General features: G+C 39.2%; 22 protein-coding genes. 9 read left to right on the forward strand and 13 right to left on the reverse strand.

Features of this window, described 5'->3' with window-relative positions:
* Positions 1-188 precede the first annotated feature (188 nt).
* Positions 189-1,172: a P1 family peptidase gene (locus IGI42_RS14310; RefSeq protein WP_438716538.1), complete on the forward strand. Its 984-nt coding sequence runs from the start codon at positions 189-191 to the stop codon at positions 1,170-1,172.
* 304 nt (positions 1,173-1,476) lie between these two features.
* Here IGI42_RS14310 and IGI42_RS14315 read toward each other — a convergent pair whose 3' ends face one another.
* The 7 genes from IGI42_RS14315 to IGI42_RS14345 all read right to left on the reverse strand — a co-directional run bounded on the left by IGI42_RS14315 (position 1,477) and on the right by IGI42_RS14345 (position 7,618).
* On the reverse strand, positions 1,477-2,004 hold the full coding sequence (locus IGI42_RS14315; protein ID WP_438716539.1) for a hypothetical protein: 528 nt from the start codon (positions 2,002-2,004) through the stop codon (positions 1,477-1,479).
* Positions 1,964-2,779: a hypothetical protein gene (locus IGI42_RS14320; protein ID WP_438716540.1), complete on the reverse strand. Its 816-nt coding sequence runs from the start codon at positions 2,777-2,779 to the stop codon at positions 1,964-1,966. Before IGI42_RS14320 ends, IGI42_RS14315 begins: the two co-directional genes overlap by 41 nt.
* A 579-nt stretch (positions 2,780-3,358) precedes the next feature.
* Complete coding sequence (locus IGI42_RS14325) at positions 3,359-3,874, reverse strand: Asp23/Gls24 family envelope stress response protein (protein ID WP_438716541.1); 516 nt, start codon at positions 3,872-3,874, stop codon at positions 3,359-3,361.
* Between the two features lie 12 nt (positions 3,875-3,886).
* Positions 3,887-4,075: a DUF2273 domain-containing protein gene (locus tag IGI42_RS14330; RefSeq protein WP_438716542.1), complete on the reverse strand. Its 189-nt coding sequence runs from the start codon at positions 4,073-4,075 to the stop codon at positions 3,887-3,889.
* Between the two features lie 12 nt (positions 4,076-4,087).
* Positions 4,088-4,666 (reverse strand): alkaline shock response membrane anchor protein AmaP, encoded by a 579-nt coding sequence (gene amaP / locus IGI42_RS14335; RefSeq protein ID WP_438716544.1) that lies wholly within the window; start codon positions 4,664-4,666, stop codon positions 4,088-4,090.
* Between the two features lie 189 nt (positions 4,667-4,855).
* Complete coding sequence (locus IGI42_RS14340; protein ID WP_438716545.1) at positions 4,856-5,749, reverse strand: SDR family oxidoreductase; 894 nt, start codon at positions 5,747-5,749, stop codon at positions 4,856-4,858.
* A gap of 126 nt (positions 5,750-5,875) precedes the next feature.
* Positions 5,876-7,618: an ABC1 kinase family protein gene (locus IGI42_RS14345; RefSeq protein ID WP_438716546.1), complete on the reverse strand. Its 1,743-nt coding sequence runs from the start codon at positions 7,616-7,618 to the stop codon at positions 5,876-5,878.
* A 175-nt stretch (positions 7,619-7,793) separates the two neighbouring features.
* Here IGI42_RS14345 and IGI42_RS14350 point away from each other — a divergent pair, with 175 nt between their 5' ends.
* Complete coding sequence (locus tag IGI42_RS14350; RefSeq protein WP_438716547.1) at positions 7,794-8,315, forward strand: signal peptidase II; 522 nt, start codon at positions 7,794-7,796, stop codon at positions 8,313-8,315.
* Between the two features lie 38 nt (positions 8,316-8,353).
* Here IGI42_RS14350 and IGI42_RS14355 read toward each other — a convergent pair whose 3' ends face one another.
* Positions 8,354-8,815 carry a DUF441 domain-containing protein gene (locus IGI42_RS14355; protein WP_438716548.1) on the reverse strand — a complete coding sequence of 154 codons (462 nt, stop codon included), beginning with the start codon at positions 8,813-8,815 and terminating at the stop codon, positions 8,354-8,356.
* 179 nt (positions 8,816-8,994) lie between these two features.
* On the opposite strand from IGI42_RS14355, the gene IGI42_RS14360 reads away from it, so the two are divergent.
* From IGI42_RS14360 to IGI42_RS14370, 3 genes are all read left to right on the forward strand, one after another.
* Positions 8,995-10,356, forward strand: coding sequence for an FAD-dependent oxidoreductase (locus IGI42_RS14360; RefSeq protein WP_438716549.1), 1,362 nt, complete (start codon positions 8,995-8,997; stop codon positions 10,354-10,356).
* Positions 10,357-10,424: 68 nt separating this feature from the next.
* A complete protein-coding gene (locus IGI42_RS14365; protein WP_438716550.1) occupies positions 10,425-11,381 on the forward strand; it encodes an aromatic acid exporter family protein in 957 nt (318 codons plus the stop codon).
* 93 nt (positions 11,382-11,474) lie between these two features.
* Positions 11,475-12,293: a DUF4097 family beta strand repeat-containing protein gene (locus IGI42_RS14370; protein WP_438716551.1), complete on the forward strand. Its 819-nt coding sequence runs from the start codon at positions 11,475-11,477 to the stop codon at positions 12,291-12,293.
* 43 nt (positions 12,294-12,336) lie between these two features.
* Here the strand turns inward: IGI42_RS14370 and IGI42_RS14375 are convergent, their stop codons facing one another.
* On the reverse strand, positions 12,337-13,671 hold the full coding sequence (locus tag IGI42_RS14375; protein ID WP_438716552.1) for a hypothetical protein: 1,335 nt from the start codon (positions 13,669-13,671) through the stop codon (positions 12,337-12,339).
* 300 nt (positions 13,672-13,971) lie between these two features.
* Here IGI42_RS14375 and IGI42_RS14380 point away from each other — a divergent pair, with 300 nt between their 5' ends.
* Together IGI42_RS14380 and IGI42_RS14385 are read left to right on the forward strand one after the other, a co-directional pair.
* The gene (locus tag IGI42_RS14380; protein WP_438716553.1) at positions 13,972-14,238 is read left to right on the forward strand and encodes a CD3324 family protein; all 267 of its coding nucleotides are present in this window, start codon (positions 13,972-13,974) and stop codon (positions 14,236-14,238) included.
* Between the two features lie 157 nt (positions 14,239-14,395).
* Complete coding sequence (locus IGI42_RS14385) at positions 14,396-15,604, forward strand: immunoglobulin-like domain-containing protein (RefSeq protein WP_438716554.1); 1,209 nt, start codon at positions 14,396-14,398, stop codon at positions 15,602-15,604.
* Positions 15,605-15,727: 123 nt separating this feature from the next.
* Here the strand turns inward: IGI42_RS14385 and IGI42_RS14390 are convergent, their stop codons facing one another.
* A complete protein-coding gene (locus tag IGI42_RS14390; protein WP_438716555.1) occupies positions 15,728-16,411 on the reverse strand; it encodes a YoaK family protein in 684 nt (227 codons plus the stop codon).
* A gap of 155 nt (positions 16,412-16,566) precedes the next feature.
* On the opposite strand from IGI42_RS14390, the gene IGI42_RS14395 reads away from it, so the two are divergent.
* Together IGI42_RS14395 and IGI42_RS14400 are read left to right on the forward strand one after the other, a co-directional pair.
* Complete coding sequence (locus IGI42_RS14395) at positions 16,567-17,322, forward strand: AzlC family ABC transporter permease (RefSeq protein ID WP_438716556.1); 756 nt, start codon at positions 16,567-16,569, stop codon at positions 17,320-17,322.
* The gene (locus IGI42_RS14400; RefSeq protein WP_438716557.1) at positions 17,315-17,632 is read left to right on the forward strand and encodes an AzlD domain-containing protein; all 318 of its coding nucleotides are present in this window, start codon (positions 17,315-17,317) and stop codon (positions 17,630-17,632) included. Before IGI42_RS14395 ends, IGI42_RS14400 begins: the two co-directional genes overlap by 8 nt.
* A 70-nt stretch (positions 17,633-17,702) precedes the next feature.
* Here IGI42_RS14400 and IGI42_RS14405 read toward each other — a convergent pair whose 3' ends face one another.
* The 3 genes from IGI42_RS14405 to IGI42_RS14415 form a co-directional block, all read right to left on the reverse strand.
* The gene (locus IGI42_RS14405; RefSeq protein ID WP_438716558.1) at positions 17,703-18,002 is read right to left on the reverse strand and encodes a hypothetical protein; all 300 of its coding nucleotides are present in this window, start codon (positions 18,000-18,002) and stop codon (positions 17,703-17,705) included.
* 69 nt (positions 18,003-18,071) lie between these two features.
* Entirely contained in the window at positions 18,072-19,124 is a 1,053-nt protein-coding gene (locus IGI42_RS14410; protein ID WP_438716560.1) for a HAMP domain-containing sensor histidine kinase, read from the reverse strand.
* Positions 19,121-19,795: a response regulator transcription factor gene (locus IGI42_RS14415; RefSeq protein ID WP_438716561.1), complete on the reverse strand. Its 675-nt coding sequence runs from the start codon at positions 19,793-19,795 to the stop codon at positions 19,121-19,123. Before IGI42_RS14415 ends, IGI42_RS14410 begins: the two co-directional genes overlap by 4 nt.
* Positions 19,796-19,908 lie beyond the last annotated feature (113 nt).

The following is a 19,908-nucleotide window of genomic DNA, read 5'->3' on the forward strand; positions in this document are numbered from 1 at the left end:
CCTCCTATGTAGTTTTTTCGATTGTTTCTTTCAGCAGACTATAGCATGCGTGCTCGTGCGTGTAAATCGCAAATGAAAAAAATCCCATAATAAAGTATAATCGAGAGTGAGTAGGAAAATCTAGCGTAGCGAGTCACGCTAATTTAGTCAAAGAAAGTCAAAGAAAAATAGGAAAGCAGGGGGAACAAATGACAGCAATCCATCCATTTTTTAGAATCGGACAATATACCGATAAGGAAGCCATGACCGGTTGTACAGTAATCATAGCCGAGGCAGGTGCAACTGGCGGTGTTTGCGTCAGAGGTGGTTCGCCTAATACCCGAGACACCGATGCGTTAAAATCAGAAAACAATCGAAAAGCTGTTCATGCGGTCACCTTATCTGGCGGCAGTGCCTATGGTCTTTCTGCTAGTGATGGTGTGGTGAAGTTTTTAGAAGGGCAGCAAATTGGTCGCGATGTAGGGATTGGAATCGTACCTAATGTCAGTGGTGCCAGTTTATTTGACCTTGGTATGGGGAATAAAGGCACACGACCTGACAGCACCTTTGGCTATCGAGCTTGTGAAGCAGCCTATCACAATGAACCTTTTTTAGCTGGCAATTATGGCGCTGGAACCGGCGCAAGTGTAGGGAACATCAATGGGTTGGAAAATGCTATGAAAGGTGGGATAGGCAGTCATACCATTCAACATGGTGAGCTGTTTGTTTCAGCAGTAGTGGCAGTCAATGCAGTGGGTGATATTTATGATGAAGAGCAGCAGAAATTTTTAGCGGGTGCTAGAAAAGGAGAGCAAATCGGCTGTTCAGAAGCTATTTTTTTAGAACGTTATCAGGATCTTCGGGATATGTATTCCGGTAATACAGTAATCGGCTGTGTTATGACTAATGCGACTTTTCCTAAAGCTAAAGTTAACAAGCTGGCAGATATCAGCCATAATGGGATTGCCCGAGCAGTTCGACCAGCCCACACTACTTTTGACGGAGATACGATGTTTGTTCTTTGCGCTAATCAAATCGAAGCTACCTTCGAAGCAGTTTCAATCTTGACTGTAGAGGCAGTGCGGTTGGCAATTTTAGACGGCGTGAAAAAGGCCGAGACTTATGGTAGTTATCTTTCTTATGAAGATTATTACGCCGATAAAGCTTCACAAGATTTCACAGGTTCGGAGTGAAACGTTCAGCCGTCCTAAGCCAGTTGGGACGGCTGTTTATTTGTAGCATTCTTTTAATTGGATAGGTAATAAAGGAATTGGCAAAATATATGACGAAAGAACCAGTAATTTATTTTAAATACCTGCAACTACGATGTGTTCTCATCCTATTAGATAGTGATAACTGCTTCTCAGATCGCCTTCTATTTTTTACTACTAGGTCTACAAATTGTCTGAGGCGACTGAAGCATGCTTTTTTAGAAGTTATGCTTCTTCTAAAATGTTAAATTTTCTAGAAATAAAAAACTCATCTGGAGTCTCTGAATCACGACCGTTCTCCGAAAAAAACGCTTTTTAAATCATTGTATTCATTATCGTACAAGGGATAAGAGGTTCTCAAACGTGAAATTCGTATCTTATTTGTAGCATTCATTTTCTCTTTACTTAAATCCCCACAACTATTCCACTCTCCAAATCGTTTCAACGTGTTAATAATTGCTTCGGTTTCTTTTTGCCCTTCGCTCATGTATTTCTTTATGTAATGCGCTTTGCCACAGTTGGCAATGTACGTTGTTCTAAAATCGGCAATCTCAGAATGTCTTACTTCCATATTTTCTTTGCATACTAAGAGTCTAGAGTTTAATCCATCGTTGCTTATCCATTCATTACCATCTGATCTTTGTTTTCTTTTTTCTACAGTAGTAAGAAGAAACGGAGTATTTTTCAACTCTTCAGTTAGATAACCGTAACGTCCTATAAAGAACATGTCTTTAGTATTCATTGTTTTCAATAAAGCTTGGTAAACCTCATCATCAATTTCTATCAATTTTAATTCTGAATCCGTGGCTGTCAACTTTATCTGTAACTGCTGGAACGAAAATAGAGTGAGGTTCAATATTTGTTTTTAATAGACCTCTTATTTCATCAGGATCATATTTTTTACTGAAAGTTAATCCTTCGAATACTAAAAGGGGTACAATGGATTGCTGCGGATTCATCATATCTGAAAACAGATCCAATAGCATCTCTTTGGTTATATTGATATTTTTTATGTCTTCATTTAAAAGTTCTTGTAACCTATTAAGAGTATAATATTTTTCCCAAAAATTGGATTTATTCGATAGATTGAACTCTTTACGATAGAAATTTTGATAATCTTTTAAAACCTTTAGCTTGAATCTCAAGGAGAAAAATTTTCGATCTTCATATAAACCTAGAATTACTTCGGTGGTTTCGTCCTCATTAAATAAAAAGGCTGGTTTATTAAACCTTTCTTCAAATGGTTCAACGAAGTGTAGGGTTTCTATTGCCTTGCGAATATTCTGCTTGCTTATCCAGTCGCTCATTATATCAGCTAAGAAAATTTGCTTAATTGTCTTGAATTTAGAATATTCATTGAATTTAGAGTAAATCATCTCTGCAAATGATTTTTCAATAGTGTCGTAATACACAATTTCACTATCAACTAAGTCTGAAAGGTTTTTTTCATAAATAATCTTACTCAACTTAAACCAGTTTTTAATATCAAGAAAATCAATTAAAAGACCATTGGCATCGACTTTGATGTTCTTTAAATCCAGATTATTCAATGTATGGACAGATTGTTTATCAAATTTAATAGTATACATATAATAGACTCCTTCTATAAATGATAGTTGCGTCTTGAGTTTACTGGCAGGTTGTACGTTCTATTTCTTCTATCATGAGCAGCTCGAATATGTTTCAACATTTTTTTCGTAGCCAATGTTCCAATAGACTTGATGCAAGAGTGAGGTCTGGTATTTAGAAATACAGAACATGAATTTGAAGCTTCTAAAAAATTTTATCCGCCTTATTTGTAAAAACAAAGAAGACATATATTTTATCAAACAACTTCTAGGAGGGAAAGATACAAATATTACTATTTAAGACTAGTGTGAAGATTATTATAAAGGGAAGGAGGGTAATCTCTTGAAAATGGAACTAGCTAGATCATTTCACTGCTGTCGTTTATAAATTTAGCGACTTCTAAAATATGCGAACTCGTGTCTTCTTGCTTAATGACTCCACACAATAAAAACACCGAAGAAGAGAGAATCTCTTCCTTCGATGTTAATGTGGTGATGCTCATTCGTTCGATTTGACACAGGGTAAACATAAAAAACGGCATAGCCGAAGCTACACCGCTTTCTATCTATTATTTAAGCAATACACATTTTAACTGCGTATTATTCAACACGTGGTTCTGATTCCATCGCATTACGAGCTTTGTCTGTTTGACGTGAAGCAAATTTACCAGTTGAGTCAGCAGCATTGCTTACTTTGTCTTGCACAGTTTCGCTTTCGTCTTGGTATTCAGAACGAGTCTTAATATCAACAACGTTCACGTTGACTTCGATTACGTCTAAGTGAGTCATTTTCTTCACTTCTTCGATAATCAATTCTTTCATTTGGTCGTAGATTTTTTCGATATCTTTGCCGTATTCAGCAACAATATCCATATCTACTGCTACTTGCTTTTTACCAACTTCAGTGTTGATTCCAGCAGTTACGTCATCGCTGTTTACGATTTTGTCCTTGATGTTTGAGAAGAAGCCGCCATCAACTGTTAATAAGCCGTCGATGTTTTCCAAAGCAATTCCGATAATTTTTTGGATTACTTTATCCTCGTAAGTTAATTCTCCGCGAACGTTAGTGTTTGTTGCTTGTGGTGTTTGTGTATTCATAGTTGTTTTGTTTTCCATTGTAATGTCCCCCTATTTTTTTAAATAATTGTCTAGTACGCCGTTGTCTTTCATATATTTTCCGACAGCGACACCGATTCCTGTAATAATGATCAATAAGATGGTTTTAAAGAAGCCGACTGTGAAAAACAGTACAGCCAGGATAAAACCGATCACCCCGAAAATAAGGGGCAACTTGTCTTTAGTAATATACTCTTGCATTGTTTCCCCTCCTTATTTTACTCGTGATTGATCTGATGATGATTGTTGTTCTCGTTTCTGATCTTCCTCGAAGCCTACATACTTAACATCAACTAAAACTTTCTCATTAGGACCAAGCACACGCATGAGCTCATCTTGCATTTGTGTAGCCCAGAGATCCATTTTGCCGATCATAGAAGAGGTCCGGTTTAAGTTCCCTTTGACCTTAACTTTTATCTTATTATTTGTTGCTTTTACACTGACCTTGGGAGAGTTCATGAAATCTCCTTGGTTGATACTAGTACGCACATAGCCTTCTATGGCGCGCTTATCAAGGGATAGTTTTCCGTGATTATCCTTAAGTGTAAATTTTCCAGTTGTTTTAGGGTAAAAGATGATGACCAAAATCGCCACAACCATTAAGATTGCCAATACTGCACCAACCCAGAATAGGTAATTTTGGGCGAAATAGTTTGTCAATGTGAAATATCTTGCTGGACCCAATTGCATTGGAATATTCACAATATGTGAATTAATAACAACAATTGAGAGAAAAACTGATAGTAAAATCAGTGAGATAATAATTAGCAAAGACTTTAGACCCTTGTTCATAACAACCCTCCTTAACTTTCGTCAGATTAATTAATTTGTTTACAATACGATGATAAAATAAACCGGGTGCAAAGTAAAATGATATGCTTTACAATTGCTCAAAAGCTATTGACTTGTGAATTGTTTTATGCTTAACAAAAGAGATGAGGACGGCTTTCCAGCCATCTTCATCTCTTTAAAAAATTCTTTTTATAGGTTAATTGGTTGGCCGCCGGTTACACCGTAAATTTGGGCCGTCACATAGCTGGCATCATTAGAAGCTAGAAATACATAAACAGGTGCTAATTCAACTGGTTGACCTGCTCGTTCTAATAAAGAGTCCTGACCAAATTCCGGTAAAGCATCCTTTGGCTGACCTTGGTCTAATTGCAGCGGCGTCCAGATCGGACCTGGTGCAACACCATTTACGCGAATGCCTTTTTCAGCTAATTGCTGAGCTAAGCCGACTGTAAAGTTGGCGATTGCTGATTTAGTTGTCGCATAATCCAGTAGATGGGGACTTGGACTAAAGGCTTGTACCGATGTTGTTGTGATAATTGCACTTCCTGCTGGTAAGTGAGGTAGAGCTTCTTTCACTAAAGCAAACATGGAAATAATATTTACCATATACGTATCTTTAACCTGTTCCATTGGTAGTTCCTCAATTGAAGGCCATGAAATTTGTTGGGCAGAGTTCAATACAAGGGTGTCTAAGCCACCTAATTCATCAACTGCACGTTTAACAATTTCAGCTGGTGCTGATTCATCCCGTAAATCATAAGCGAGTAGAACAGCTTTGCGACCAGCGGCCTCAATGTATTTTGCGACTTCTTTGGCATCTTCATCTTCGCCAGGTAAATATTGGAAGGCAACATCTGCTCCTTCACGGGCATAAGCAATTGCGGCTGCCCGTCCAATTCCTGAGTCAGCACCGGTGATTAGGACTCGACGATTTTCTAATTTGTGATTTCCTTCGTAGCTATCTTCGCCACAATCCGGTTTTTCCCGCATGTGTTCCTCTTGGGCTGGAGTCTCTTGATCTTGTTTGGCGAAACCTTCTTGGCGATACATTTTTCTAGGGTCTTTCAAAACTGGTTCTGTCATAAGTAAATTCCTCCTTCATACATTTCAGTCTAGCGAGAAGTTCAAAAATAACACAGAAATGTGCTTGTGCATCTGGAGGAGACGAAAAAAGCACGAAGAGCAAGGTGCCTCTTCGTGCAAAAGAAATTATTTTTCCCGCCATTTTTTATAACGACGATACAAACTTTCAGCGACTAAAAACAAGATTGATACCGCCGCTGCTCCATACCCAAACATGCCTAAATTAGAAATGAAGGTTCCTCCACCGGGTGAAGTCTGAACCAAAAGGGAGGAACCGATTACTAAAGCCGAAAGGATCAATCCAATTACCAGCCGATTGACCATTGCCTCGGCGCGTTCTAATAAAATCCCCTGATTTTTTAACTCTAAATTCAGCTTGGCCTTGCCCTTAATAAAGGTATCCAACACAGATAGGGAGTGACTGGGCAGCTTCGGTATTGCCTTAATACTCGTCAGATAATCCAATCCCGTTTGCCGCAATTCTTCTTTTAAATCGAACTGCTCGATAAAATATTTTTGAGCAAACGGCGCAATGACTTCAAACAATGAAAGCTCCGGATTAAGTTCTTCGATAACGCCCTCCAAAGTTCCAAACGCTTTGATCAGCATGGTGATCGAATCATCAATTTGCAGATTGTTGTTGTGACAAATTACGACTACTTGTGAGAATACTTTTTGAATATCGATCTCTTTGACAGGCATGTTTAAATAACGTTTTAGAAATTCATCCAGCTCTTCGTTAAACTTTTGTTCCGAGAAAGGACCGGTTTGTTTACAGATAGCTAGAACGGAGTTTGCGATTCGCTGAGTATCCTTAGAATAAATAGCGATAATCACATTACTCATTTTTAACTGCATTTCTTTGGTAATGGCCCCCATCATCCCAAAATCAATAAAATTCAGGCGGAAAGGTCGTAAGGGTTCGTTCGCTGACAAATCGAGATAAAAAGGAAAAGGACCGAATTTTCCTTCATAACGATCTTCTTTAGTATTTTGATCCTGCTCGTTCTCATCTTCAGAGATAAATTGCAGCAGCATGTTTCCGGTATGAGGATCAGCATGGAAAAAGCCATCCTCAAAAACTTGCTTCATAAAATGATCAATCAACAATGAACTGATTGTTTCCTTTAGTTCTTGATTGGACGTATCACCGTAAGCAATCTCGTCTTCAGGTGAATTGACCAGCTCCCTCAGATTGTCTCCAGGCATAAACTCCATCGCCAGCACTTTTTTGGAGGAGTAACTGTCAATCATTTTTGGTGTACGAATTTCTTTCCAATTATTGTTCAATTCGTAGAAACGCTCGGCATTTTCTAATTCTTTACGGAAATCCAGTTCATTCGATAAGGATTCACGAATCTCTTTTAGAATGTTTTTTAAATCCACTACATTGCTTTCCGGTACCCAGCTAGCAAGAGGCAGGGCTTTTTCAAATAAAGAAAGATCGGTTTCAATTTCTTTGTCAATGCCGGGATGTTGCACTTTGACCACAACCCGTTCGTCGTTTTTCAGCGTTGCATGATGGGCTTGGGCAATTGAAGCCGAAGCAAAGGGCTGCTCATCAAAGCTGTTAAATAGTTCTTCAATGGGTAATTCTAGTTCGCTTTCTACCAACTTCTTCACTTCAGCAAAGTCGTCAGTTTTCACATTATCCTGCAGTTTTCGCAGTTCTTTAGTGAAGTCAAGGGTGAAGATGTCGTTTCGGACTGACATCATTTGACCGACTTTAATGAATGTAGGTCCCAGTTCTTCAAAAGCCTCCCGCACTTGATCCGGGTTTGTTTGCTGAGTAATATTTTTTACGATTTTATATTTATTGGCAACGGTGATAATCTGCTTTAACCGCGCGGTTCTTCCTGAGCCAACCATATATTTCCCCTCCTTGTGAGGTGATTGATTACTTCTATCTTACAAGAAAATAGAGGAAGACACAAAGAAAGGTAGCGAGGGATCGTGAATAGAACAGAAGATTATTTAAAACGTTGCTTTTTCTATGCTAAACTAATAATAAGTCTGTCAAAAAGAGCGTTAGATGAGGTGGAGTATGAACGTATTGAAACGATTTGCCATGCCAGCGACTATTCTGTTTCTTATTGATCAATTAATCAAATTAATGATTAAAGGTTTCTTTATAGAAGATCATTTTGATATGTTCGGTTCCTTTTTACGATTTTATCCAGTACAAAATGCTAATTTGTCCTATGGTGGTAATTTTATTGGTTTTTTATCAAATATGCCCCTATTGATCGTAATCAACTTGCTAACGATTTGGCTGCTGGTTTCTGGTTATCTACTGTATCGAACGAAAAGAAAACAAACAAGTACGGCTGTAAAGGTTATTATGACATTCGGATTGGCAGGCTGCTTTTGTAGTCTGATTGATAAACTTGTCTGGAACGGCAGCTTGGATTTTATCCAACTAGCGGATTTTTTCATTTTCGATTTAAAAGACGTTTATCTAACGATAGCAGAAATTCTTTTTATCGTGTTGGCTTGTAGGCACAGTAACGAATTATCGGCTAAAGAGTACGTTCATTTTTGTTATTATACGTTTATCAAGAAATAAATAAAAACGTTGGCGAGAAATCACTCTCACCAACGTTTTTATTTTGTCGTAAACACCTGAATCGCCTGCATAATACAATAAGTAATGCCTGCTGCAATCACAGGACCAGCTGCAACGCCTTTTAGAAACACAACGCCCATGATGGTACCGAAAACTAATGCCACTGTTACTTCCGGGGATGAAGCGATCAGTCCAACTCCGCGAGCAGATAGCATGGCTACCAAAACGCCGCAGATCGTGGCGACCCAACCTAATGGGGATTTCAAAGTATCCAACAAATCCTTTAAGACGATGTCTCCAGTGGCAATCGGAACTAGGATAGTAGCGGAAATTAACGTGACACCCCAGTTAATACCCTTTTGATTCAAGATAGTTAATATTTTGTCTGATTGTGGCAGTAATTTTAAGGCCAATACCGCCAGAGTAGCAATCAGTAAGCTTTGGTTTTTTGCAAGAAATGCAACTAATAGAATAATGCCGAGAAATAGCCAGCTTTCCAAAGAAATCCTCTCCTTTACAGAATCTACTATACAAGAAATTGTGCCAAAGTGCGACCACAAATCACCAGCTAGATGAGAATCGGTCTAAAATACTAGGCATATTTTACTAACTTTAGTCCAAGATGGCGTAAAATTGTCTTTGTACGATTGTGCACAAAAAATTTTAGGAGGGATTTATCATGAAGGTTATCGTTTTAGGATCTTCACACGGCGGCTATGAAGCGGTGGAAGAATTGTTATTGACGCAACCTAACGCAGAAATTCAGTGGTATGAAAAGGGCGACTTTATCTCATTTATGGGGTGAGGCACGCAAATGTATCTTGAAGGAGTCGTGAAAGATGTGAATTCAATTCGCTATGCGACGGCTGAAGAGATGGAACAACGCGGGGTCCGCGTGTTTACAAACACTGAAATTACCAAAGTAGAGCCTGACAAACACCAAGTAGAAGTATTGAACCACGTTACTGGAGAATCACGGGTCGAGAGCTACGACAAATTGATTTTGAGTCCCGGAGCCAATCCCTTTATCTTGCCCGTTCCAGGAAAAGACTTAGGAAACATCAAAACCATGCGGGGACGCCAAGATACGATTGATTTGAAGATGCTGTCGGTTGATCCAGCTATCGAAAACGTCGTTGTGATCGGTGTTGGGTATATCGGAATTGAAGCCGCCGAAGCATTCGCAGTAGCCGGCAAGAACGTTACGTTAGTGGATATCATCGATCGACCATTAGGGGTTTATCTAGATAAACAATTTACCGATGTTCTAGAAACCGAAATGGTGGATCATGGCATTAAATTGGCAATGGGCGAATCTGTTGTTGAATTTGTCGGCGATGACAATGGCAAAGTAACCAAAGTTGTCACAGACAAAGGCGAATACCCAGCCGATATGGTAGTTATGTCTGCCGGCGTGCGTCCAAATACTGCCTGGCTGAAGGATGCAGTGGAGTTATTGCCAAATGGAATGATTAAAACGGACGAATACATGCGCACCAGCGAAGATGATGTCTTTGCAGTCGGTGATGCAACGTTAATCCAATACAACCCTGGCAATACGAAGGTGAACATTTCACTGGCCACCAATGCTCGGCGTCAAGGTCGATATGCGGTTCGCAACTTAGAAGAAGCGAAATACCCGTTTCCTGGCGTTCAAGGATCTTCTGCTTTACGTGTTTTTGATTATAAATTTGCCTCAACTGGTCTAAATGACCAAATGGCAAGCAAGCTAGGAATCAAAACTAAATCGGTTTTCTTGGATCAAGATACTTTGATGGACTTTGTGCCGCAAAACTTGAAAACGCGAATGATGTTCAAACTAGTTTACAATCCAGAGAATCTGGAAATTCTAGGGGCACAAATCATGTCGAAAGAGGACTTAACTGCCAACATCAATGCGATTTCGATTGCGATTCAAACTCATTTCACAGTTGAACAACTAGCTTATGCTGATTTCTTCTTCCAACCAGAATTCGATACGCCTTGGAATCTGTTAGGAATGGCTGGATTGAAGGCCTTGCAACAAGAAAACAAGGCATAAACGGTTTACAGGCTGCACTGAATAGTGTAGCCTTTTTTCTATGGAGAGTTTTAAGAGGAGGAGACCGCATGAAGATCGGATTACGTACCATTAAAACAGCGATTGCTGCTCCGATTGCATTGATGCTGGCAAATATGCTGGGCTTGGAAAGTGCCACAGCGGCTGCAATTATTACCGTATTAAGTGTTACAAATACGAAGCGCTCAACTGCGAAGACGGCTTGGAATCGGGTGGTTTCTTTAACTTTGGCAACTGCCATCGCTGCCTTGTTCTTTTCGCTTTTTGGCTTTAATGCTTTTGCCTTTGGTTTATATTTGCTTTTATTTATTCCATTGTCGGTTCAAATGAATATCGGCGAAGGGATTTCTGTCAGCTCAGTGCTAATTACCCATTATTTAGCTAGTGCGAGCTTAGCACCATCGTTGATTTTGAATGAATATTTGCTAATGATTATTGGTGTGGGCTGTGCATTGGTGGCTAATTTATACATGCCAAATACTGAAAAGCAAATCAAAGAAGATCAGCTAGTGGTAGAAGTCATGATGAAAAAGCTGCTCGCAAAAATGTCGGATTCTCTTAACCAGATTAGTAGCGAAGAAATGCTGATTGACGAATGCCAATCGTTAGCACAATTTATCAAACAAGCACAAAAACGAGCGCTTCAGTTTGAAGAAAACCGCTTATGGTCGCCTAACAGCTACTACTTTGAGTACTTTGCTATGCGTCGTTTACAGGTAAAAAATATGTCCGACATGCTGCAAGTGTTGATTCAGTTGAATGCGACCGAAAGTGAAGCACAAGAATTGCATGAGTTGTTTAATTTTACTGCTGAGACCTTAGCAGAAGGCAATGATGGTCAAGAAATTTTGCGAAAAATTGAAGAGACCTATCAGCGTTATCGGGTCAAAGAGCTGCCGGAAAACCGAGAAGCCTTCGAAAATCGAGCAATGCTGTTTCATTTGTTCCAATTATTCCAGGACTTCATTGAAATTAAGGCTGGTTTTTACCGAGACATCAAAAGATAAGCGAGAAGTCTGAGGGAAAATCAGTCTTATGACCTAGGCAAAAGTCAGCTATTTCCTTTACTATTAAGTAGAAGGAAATAGGAGGAATTCAAAATGAAAAAGATTACAGTAGGGGTAATATTAGTTGGGTTAGCTATAGTAAGTATGTCTAGTATGGTTTTTCATAATCGTACCACCAATAAAACATTTGAAACACAAAAGGCCGTTGAAAGCATTATAATCGACGATAGTGATACGCCGATTACGGTTACCGGAACCAGTGGAAATAAAACGACGGTTAAATACAAAGAATCCCGCAACAACAAATACCGCGTAGAAGAAGATGGCAATGAACTTAGAGTAGAACGTAAAAACAACTGGTTTCCATTGTCTTGGTTAAGTTTTGGAGGCAAGCAAGGTGAAGTAGTAGTAGAAGTGCCTAATGATCAATTAGAAGAATTAATGGTAGAAACTGGTAATGGACATGTTTCGGTAGAAAATTTGTCTTTAGATTTCGCGCATATCGAGTCTTCCAATGCGGAAATCAAATTGTCCGACTTAACGGTCACTGACACATTGGATGCTCAAACAAGCAATGGAGCAATTATTTTGAAAGACTTGACCTTCACCGATGGCGAGTTTATTACCACTAATGCCAAAATGGATGTGGACAATCTTGAAGGCGATAGCATTTGGCTTGAAACGAGCAATGGTCATGTAACCTTTGATAAGGTAAAAGTCACCGATACCTTATCTGTTGAAAGCAGCAACAGCCATATCAAAGGCAACGTGATTGGTAAACAAAGTGATTTCGAGATATACTCTGATACTTCTAATGGAAGAAATGTTCCTGGTAATACAGAAGGCTCCGGGGAAAAAATGATTTCGGCGGATACTTCTAATGGTGACATTGTGATTGAATTTACTGAATAAATAAAAGGCAAGGATCAGCGAATTTCGCAAATCCTTGCCTTTTTTACTGGCTTGCTTTTTCCTTTTGCCAAATATCCGCAACGAAGCTACTCAATTCATCAGCAGTATCGCGATTAAAAGGCATCAATCGATCGTAAAATTTGTAGTAAACTAAGTTGGACCATAAGACTTCGTATCCGCCACGATCATATTCCAGATCATTAGCCAGATAGCCTTCATACCCATTAGTGTATCCGCCGAAAAACAGCAGATTATCTTTGGCTTTCTGTCGAACAGCTATCGCAATTTCACACATGGGCTCGTCTGGCACACCACATAAGCAACCATCATTTAAAGCGAAAAATTGGATCTCTCGGGTTGTCGATTGCCGAATAATGCCTGCTGCACGCAGTCGTTTTACTTCATTGAACCAGTCACCGCCGGCAATACCCGCTTCTTTTTCTGCTTCAGTTACGATTAGTTGTGCTTTTTCCAATGTAGGGACATCAGTATAAAAGGTTTGTGTATGAGAAAACATGCGTAAACGATAAACTTCTTCCGTTTGTAATTTGTCCCAAATTACGTTGACTGATCGCGCAATTTCTTCGGCATTTTTGCGTAACGCTGCTAGGCTTTCTTCGAATAAAGTTTGTTTTACTTTTTTGCTGAGCTTCTTTTCGAACTCAAAGGGATCTTCCTCCAATGCATCGGCATTTCTTTGGCGGAACTTTGAACGTATATTGCCGGCTGCTCCCTGAGTCATTAAGACTTTGCAGCTGTATTCTTTTTCAAGTAAATTTCTCGTTACACCAAAATAATCAGAAGAAATCAAATAATTGTCGGCAGTTAGTACATTGGGATGAGCAGTCACTCGCAGTAATAACAGCTCTGTTTTATTTGTCAGAGCATTTGAAATTTTTAGGACGCCAAGTCGATGTTCTACAACGGAACTGCCTTTACGTCGATTAATTCCAATAGTGTTTTTCGCAATTCCCCAAGCTGCTTTTATGGGAAATGTGGTCTCATAGGCCGTTTCAACCGCTGCGATTATTTTGGGAAGAATCGATTGAAAATAGTTTCCATGATTCGCTGCTGCGTCTGGCGCTGAATGGGTATGAGAGTAGCAGACCATCACGTTTTCCCGTAAGCAGTGCAACTTATTGGCGATTTTTTCACGTAATTGATCGGTGAGAGCTGTAGTAATCCCGATGCTGTCCACTGTCAGGATACAACAGGTTAACTTCCCTGATCGAAAAACTAACGCTTGGGCTTTGAGTGGATGTAAGATGCTCTTCGCGTGATTTTCTGGTCGATTAAAACCGATTAATTCAGTGTCAGTCGGGCGATCTGGTGTAATATCGGTCTCGGAATAGCCTGCTTGTACTTGTAATAGATTCATATTGTTGCACCTCACTTATTGAATAAACCAAGTGTAACAAGTGAAGGCTTAGCGCTCAATATACTAAATAGTTCGGTAATATTCTTTATTCGTGACTTGATAAAGCGCTTATTTTTCCGTATGATTAATTTACTAATGACAGGAATTTATACAGGCGGTGATGAGGATGGAAGTGAATAAAATGAGAATCCAACATGTAGCTCTCCATGCAAGGTCTGTTCAAGCGACACCTACATGGAGTAAACAAGTCGCTTAAACGGGCTTTGCCACTTGATCATTTTTATCAAGGAGGAAGCCATAATGAAATATCATAATGCGAATGTCGTGCTACCAAAGAGCTTAGTTGTAGAGATACAAAAATATCTGCAAGGAGAATATCTGTATATCCCCGCCCAAAAAGAAAAACGCAAAGCGTGGGGAGAATGTTCAGGATTCCGCAAAGAAATGGACATCAGAAATCAAAAAATTACCAAAGAATATCAGTCTGGTAAATCAATTGAAGAGCTGGCAGATAGTTATTATCTATCCACTCATTCTATTAAGAAAATTGTATATAAAAAAATATAGAAAACCGCTAGCCGGTTTTCTATATTTTTTTACAATGATAACTCAGTTTTTTTCAAAATGTACTTTTTAGTGTATTTCTTTCTCAAATGATATTGAAAATGTATAAAGAATTCGACTATAATCAATAGATAAAAAGAAGGAGATAGTGGGTTAGGGTATGAATCGAAGGGAATATCACAAAGAACACCGGCAAAGAAAACGCAAGGGTGAACGTTTTATAACTTGTATTGTGTTACTGTTGGTTATAGTGCTGGAATTGTTGTTTTTTTTAAACTTTCCGCATTTGGAGGTAATTGGCGACGAAACGCTTGAGTTAACCACTCATGATAAGTTTAATGATCCAGGAGTCAAATTAAAAAATTCAGGTAAAGAATTAGACCCAGAAAATTACGAAACCTCAGGAGCAGTGGATTTAACCAAAGCAGGAGAGTATACAGTAAATTATCAGGTATCTTATTTTGGATTAAAGAGTCAGGTAAGTCGTAAGGTAAAGGTAGTCCAACCTGAAAGTGTATCACCAGTTAAAATGACCTTAAATGGTCCAGAACAATTAAATTTATACATCGGACGAAAATACGAAGAGTTGGGTGCTCAAGTAGAAGGTGGCGATGATGCAGATATCCAAGATAAACTAGAAATAGAAGGTACAGTAGACACAAATACCCCAGGTAAATATGAAATTACTTACAAGGTAACCGATGCGTTAGGCGCGGTTCACCAATTGACTCGAGTAGTGAATGTAGTAGAACAGCGAATCTATTTAACTTTTGATGATGGTCCTAATGAAACAATTACGCCACAATTTCTAAAAATATTGAAGGATGCGCATGTCAAAGGAACATTCTTTGTGACAGGGTATGGTCCAGATGAACTAATTAAGCAAGCATATGACGATGGGCATACGATTGGGTTACACACTTTTGACCATGAATACAGTAATGTTTACGCTTCGGTAGATAATTATTTCAATGATTTGAATAAAGTGGCACAGCGGGTTAAAAAAATCACTGGTGAGGATTCGAAAATTATCCGTTTCCCAGGTGGTGGCTCTAATAGTATTAGTGCTAAGTATTCACCAGGGATTATGAGTAGTTTAGTAGTTAAGGTGCAGGAAAAAGGCTACCAGTATTTCGATTGGAACGTTTCTAGTGGTGATGGAGGCAACCAAAATTCTTCAGAGCAACCACTAAAAGGAGTGACGACCAATTTAATTGAGGGCGCGGACAACATCGTACTCATGCATGATACCAAACAAACTAGTGCGGATGCGCTGCAAGGAATCATCGACTACGGGATAGAACATGGCTATGCCTTTGAAAAATTGGAATTTGATAGTTTTCCTGCGCATCACGGAGTAACAAATTAGCAAAATACTGCTGGTTCAGAAGAAATATAAATTTAGCAGAGCTTCAGGCATTCATCACCATCCTCTATAGGTGGGCGATGGATGCCTTTTGATTTGAGAATCACATCAAGAAACTCGAAGCCCTTATTTGTTGGAATAAATTTCTTTATGAAATCGCCAGACTTGATACGTTTGGGTAAATGCCAAATACAAGAACAATACCGAAACCAAAAGAATTGTTTGTCGACCTAAGGAATCGTACAAGAAAACTGATACGATCACTCCAGCTAAAAATGCCAAAACCACCCACAAAAAGTGGAAAAACAGCTCTTTGGATTTAGGGTCTTTGGTCTTTAGATAGTCATAAAAGTTAGTAGCCACCCCTTTTAAATTTCCGGTAGTAAATAGATTGGTGTAGGTCAGGCCATTAATCTTATCAAAGGCTACCCATTGGACTGCCGCCGTAAAGGCAATAATAATCGTAATAACAGAAGGATGCAGTTCGAGCCATGGCAGACTGATGATGAAAAAGACCAATGCTTCAAAATACAGCAGAAACAATCGCCAAAAGTGGAGCTTTTTTGCACGGAAATAATCATTTAAATACTTAGCTAGTAAAATCCCCAAGAAGAAAAACAAAGTGGATAGCAGCTTTTTACCCACCGAAGTCCATTGGTGATCAAAGGCTTGAATCGTAGCTAAAATCAAATTTCCTGTCTGGGCTGAAGCAAAGGCCTCATAGCGAATATAGGTATAACTATCCATTGCACCACCGATAAAAGTTAAAATTAATCCCACGGATCGATTTTCGTGAAAACTAGAATTCACAGGAGTTCATCTCTTTTCTGCAACAATGGTAACATACTATTTCAGAAAATGAATGGAAAACGCAAGAGAAGCTCGCTTATTTGACTATCTTTTTTACATAAGTATGTTAGAATGGGTATGCTTTTTATACTCGAATTTGGAAGGAAAAGATTCTCATGTCTTTAAGTAATCGGACCGACTGGCAGGAAGCGCTTCGTGCCGTCACACCTCTTTGTTTCAGTTATATTCCTGTTGGTTTAGCTTGTGGGATGTTGCTGCAACAAGTAGGGTTTAGTCCCCTATTAACTGCGCTGCTTTCGTTAGTAGTCTTTTCAGGTGGTGCACAATTTTTGGTCGTTTCATTGTTAGCCGTCCATGCGTCGTTTACTTCTATCATCCTGATGGTGCTGTTTTTGGAATTGCGGTATGCTTTGTTGGGCTCTAGCTTATCTCACTTTTTTAAGAAAGAGCATCGCGGTTTTCTAGCGGTATTCTCCCAATCAATGAATGATGAAAATTATGCAGTGAATTATTTGAAATATTCTACCGATACTACTTGGAATCGCACGCGAGCGCTTTTGGTCAACTGGCTTTCCCAGATTTCTTGGGTGGTGAGCACCGTGTTAGGCAGTGTCTTTGGTTCTTTTATCCAAGTAGATACGGAATTGGTTCACTTTGCCTTAACAGCGATGTTTATCTTCATGTTTGTGATGCAAGTGAAAAATAAGCTGCTGCTAGCAACTGGTTTGTTGTCTGGTGGATTGGCGGTATTTTTTATGCTGCTGCTGCAAAATACCTTTGGGTTAATTTTGGCAACAGTGATTGCTTCTTTAACGGGGTATTGGTTGGATACTAAACTTAGAAAACCGAAAGTTAAGAACGAGGACGACGATTTTTTTCCGGTAAGGGGTGAGGAGGTTCATCATGAGTAATAGGTATTTACTGCTGCTGATTCTTAGTTTGTTTGCGGCCTCATATATTCCCCGCGTGATTCCGATGTTGTACTTCTCTCAACGAAGAGTTCCCGAATGGTTTACTGAGTGGATGAAGTTTGTGCCCATTTCGTTGTTTGCGGCTTTGGTTTTCAAGGACGTGTTTATCAGTCACGAGCATTTTGAAATCGGTGGCAATATCCGAGTTGTTGCGATGTTCTTGGTAGCGGGCGTCGCCTATAAAACACGATCGATGGCTTGGTCAGTAATTACTGGTTTAGCTGCCGTTTTCCTATTGTCTTTGCTGTAAATACTAAAAAAACGAACGATCCAAGCCACTTTGAAATGACGGAGCTTAGATCGTTCGTTTCAGTATTCAGTTATCCTTGATATTCAGCTAATGGGCGATAAGTGAGCACTTGCATCTTGCGGTAAAATTCAGAAGGTAGCTTCTTCCATGCTCGTAATAGCTGCATAAAGTAACTTTGATCGGCTTTAATAACATATTCGTTTAATAATAGCCCAAATGATTTCCGTTGATCTTGTTTTAACATATTTTCATAAGCCTCTTTGGCTTGTTCTTCGTTGTCAGCGACATATAAAGTACGGACTTCCACATAGGCACCTTCAATACTTTGCGTTTCTTCGATAAAATAAATGGATCTCGTTTCCTCACTCATTTAAATCATCCTTTCCATATACATAGAATAACTGATGTTCGTGAATTAATTGTGAACGAAATGCTCTTTTTATCTTGAAAAATCTCTAGGATTTGGTAAATAAATGATAAAACGGCTGCCTTGTCCGGAATGTGTGTCCACTTTAATCTGACCAGCATGAAGTTGTACGATTTGTTTAACTAAAGCTAATCCTAAACCATTGCCTTTGGTTTTACGGCTGGTATCTGCTTGATAAAATTTTTCAAATATTCGCTGAGTTTCCTCTGAAGACATACCAATCCCTTCATCGCAAACGGCAATTTCCACCCCTCTATCAGTGTTAACTAAATAAACAGTTAGTTGACTATTCGCTGGACTATACTTAATCGCATTGTCCAATAAATTCAGCCATACATGATACAAAAGTTCTTCATTGCCTTCATAAGTCGCTTCGGCTAAATCAAGATTTAATTGAAGCTGTTGTTTTTCCCATTTTGGCTGTAAAAAGAGAATAACTTCGCGAATTTGTTCGTCCAGACGAAAAGAGGCTCTAGCAAATTGAATACTCTGAGCTTCGAGCTGGGTTAGCTGCAAAATATTTTCAGTCAGCTGCGACAGTTGTTGCGTTCCATCTAACATTCGCTCGAGATAGATTTGCCTCTGTTCTGGTTTCAGCTGTTCATTTTGCAGAAGTTGGACGTAGCCGCGAATGGTTGCTACAGGTGTTTTAAATTCATGGGAAACAGTTGAGACAAAGTCATTGCGCAACGTTTCGATACTGCTTAATTCCTTTACCATTACGTTGAAGTCATGATACAGCTGCTGGACATCATCTACTTGCTGCGTTTCTTTCAACTGAACAGTCAGATCCCCTTTAGCTACTTGATTCATTGCTTGCCGCAAATTAGCAATCGGGTTAAGTATCCGTTTACTGACAAAGGCTGAAACGCCTACGCCAATCAATAAACTCAGCAAGATGATGATCGATAGAGGAAATCTACGTTCTCCCTGACGAGCACTTAAAAGACCGTTGCGCTCCAAAATAATCATTGAAGTCACAAAGAAAGCCAACAACAATACCATAATCAAAAAAATGATACAGGTAAAATACACCCATAAGGAAGAATGGATCTTTTTTCTCATGAATGGATCACCGCCTTATAGCCTAGACCGCGTATCGTTTCAATCGAAAAATCAGGATTGTCCTGACACTTTTGTCGCAACCGTTTGACATGTACATCGATGGTTCGTTCATCGCTGTCGGAATCAAGTCCCCAGATTTCGTCCATTAACTGGCGGCGAGTAAATATTTTATTCGGATAAGCCAGCAGCTTGTATAGCAATAGAAATTCTTTTTGAGGTAATGTTTCGGCGTGCTCTTGAACGATTACTTGATAGCTGGTTTGATCTAAGGTTGTTTGACCAATCGTTAATTGTTTATTGTGAACAATTTGTGCACGACGTAAGAGAGCTTCTACTCGCAAAACCATTTCGTTAAGATCAATCGGCTTTACCATGTAGTCATCAATCCCAATGCCAAAGCCTTTCTTCTTATCCTGAAAGGTATCCTTTGCTGTAATCATTAAAATCGGCAGCTGATAGCCAGCCTCCCGTAAGTCTTGAGTCAATTCGTAGCCATCCATATCCGGCATCATTATGTCAGTGATCAACAAATCAATGTGTTGCTTATCTAAAATGTCTAAAGCTTCTAGGCCATTTGACGCCAATGAAACGGTGAAATTCTGTTGCTCCAAAATAGATTGATAAAGAAATAATAAGTTTTCATCATCTTCTACGACTAGTAAGTGATTCATTTGCCTTAGCCTCCTTTTTGCATAATAATAGTAGCAATGTGTTATGAACTGTATGTGAAGCGTTGTTCATTTTGAGTTAACAAAGCTCTGCTATTTTAAGTTAAATTAAAAAA

The sequence above is a fragment of the Enterococcus sp. AZ109 genome (genome assembly GCF_051714625.1).
GTDB lineage: Bacteria > Bacillota > Bacilli > Lactobacillales > Enterococcaceae > Enterococcus_A.